Below are 1,880 nucleotides of genomic sequence, written 5' to 3' on the forward strand. Positions count from 1 at the left end.
GCGTGAGCTCAAGCGCCGTAACCGGCTGTTGGAGCAGGAGAACGAGGTGTTGCGTCGGGCTGCGGCGTACTTGTCGCAGGGCAACCTGCCGGGAAAAGGACGCTTCTATGCTTCGCGTCAAGTCAGGCAGGTCCGGACTTCGCGGTAGATCGAGCGGCAGACGTAGCGTTTGAGGCAGCGTCTGATGTCGCGGGTGCTCATGCCTTCGGCCTTGCGGCGGGCGACGTAGGCCTTTGTGCTTTGGTCGCAGGTGACGCGCGTTCGGACGATGACTTCGAACGCGCGGTTGAGCTGTCGATCGCCGGTGCGGGATAGGCGGTGACGGGTCGTGTTGCCCGATGATGCTGGCAGCGGTGCCACGCCGGCAAGTGCGGCGAAGGCGGACTCGGATCGCACGCGTCCGTGGTGTGAGTAGGCGCAGATGATGATCGCGGCGGTGACGGGCCCGACACCCTGGACGTTCTGCAGTCCAGGAGCGATCTCTTCAGCGAGCTCGCGCAGCTGACGGTGGTTTTCGGTCAGCAGGGCGGATTGTTCGAGAATCGTTTTCGCCAGGCGGCGCGCCTCGCCTCGGGCGACGGTAACGGCGTCGATCGAGGCGGTTGCTTTGAGGCGCCATGTCGCGATCGTTCGGATCTGACCATCGGTCAGCGGCCGCCGAGCGTCGATATCGAGTTCGTTGGTGCGCAGCAGCGCTGTGAGCGCGTTGCGATTCGCCGTCCGCTGCTGGTCGATGATGGACCGAGACGACAGCAGGACCCGCAACGCCGATCGCCGGCCGGCGTTGCGGGGCCGAGCAAGACGGTCGACGTCTTGCCCGAGCACGTGGCGGGCGGCCGCCTCGGCGTCGATAGCGTCGTTCTTGCCCGTATGGGCGCGACTTGCGTGGTTCAGCGGCCGGACTTCAACGACGTCGATTCCCTCGGCCTGCAGTACGCTGGTAATGCTGGAACCGTAGGACGACGTCCCCTCGACCGCCGCGAGGACGGAGCCGCCGCCGTTGCGTAGCACCCATTGGGCCGCGCGTCGATTGCCAGCCGTGCTGGTCGGAAACACCGCCGTCGCGGTAACCGCGCCGGTTCGAGTCTCCAACAGCGCGAACGTGTTGCTCTTGGCGTGGGTATCCACTCCGACGACGTGATCAAACAGCTCTGAAACGCGGGCCATGCTCGCTCCTTGCAACATCACGGACAACAACCGCCCGGCCCGTGGGGTGCTCAGAGACAGTTCTGTAACGGGTCACACCACCCTGAATCGCGCTGCTCTTCGGGCGGTGGACAGGCTTCTCATCAGGACATCTGTGCGCAGGGGCCGAACCTCGACCACAGCAGGGACAAGTCCTTTTCAAGACACCACCACTGGCGGAGGGTCGGATCTACCCGGAGTCACCTGCCGCGGCCGAGGCCAGCCTCTCAGCCAGCCACGGGCCAGCCGCACACCATTACAGCTCTACCCGCTCGTAAGGGAGTTGGCCGCCCCCGATGCCCCGATTCGGGTGCCGGTGGCGGTGGCGTGCCGGGTGCTCAAGCTCCACCGCCAGCACTACTACGCCTGGCTGCGCAGGCCGGTCACCGACACCGAGTACGACGAGGCCTACGCGGCGAACGCGATCTTCGACGCTCACCGCGAGGACCCCGAGTTCGGGTATCGCCTGTTGCACGACGCGGTCACCGCCACGGGCGTCGAGGTGTCGGACCGCACGGTGTGGAAGATCTGCTCGGACAACGAGTGGTGGTGCGTGTTCGGGAAGAAACGCCGCAGCCGCAAGGCCCGGCCCGGTCCGCCCGCGCACGACGATCTCGTGCGCCGCGAGTTCACCACTGACAGACCGAATCGCCTGTGGCTGACCGATATCACCGAACACCCCACCGGTGAGGGCA

The 1,880-nt window shown here is 66.1% G+C and carries 1 protein-coding gene and 1 pseudogene; one reads left to right on the forward strand and one right to left on the reverse strand.

Annotated features, from left to right (window positions below):
- Window positions 1-117 precede the first annotated feature (117 nt).
- The gene (locus BJF85_RS24540) at window positions 118-1,167 is read right to left on the reverse strand and encodes an IS110 family transposase (protein ID WP_075850311.1); all 1,050 of its coding nucleotides are present in this window, start codon (window positions 1,165-1,167) and stop codon (window positions 118-120) included.
- A gap of 301 nt (window positions 1,168-1,468) precedes the next feature.
- Here BJF85_RS24540 and BJF85_RS28570 point away from each other — a divergent pair.
- Window positions 1,469-1,880 (forward strand): annotated as a pseudogene (locus BJF85_RS28570) (IS3 family transposase); the annotation flags it as partial.

Source organism: Saccharomonospora sp. CUA-673 (assembly GCF_001942305.1).
Lineage (GTDB): Bacteria > Actinomycetota > Actinomycetes > Mycobacteriales > Pseudonocardiaceae > Prauserella.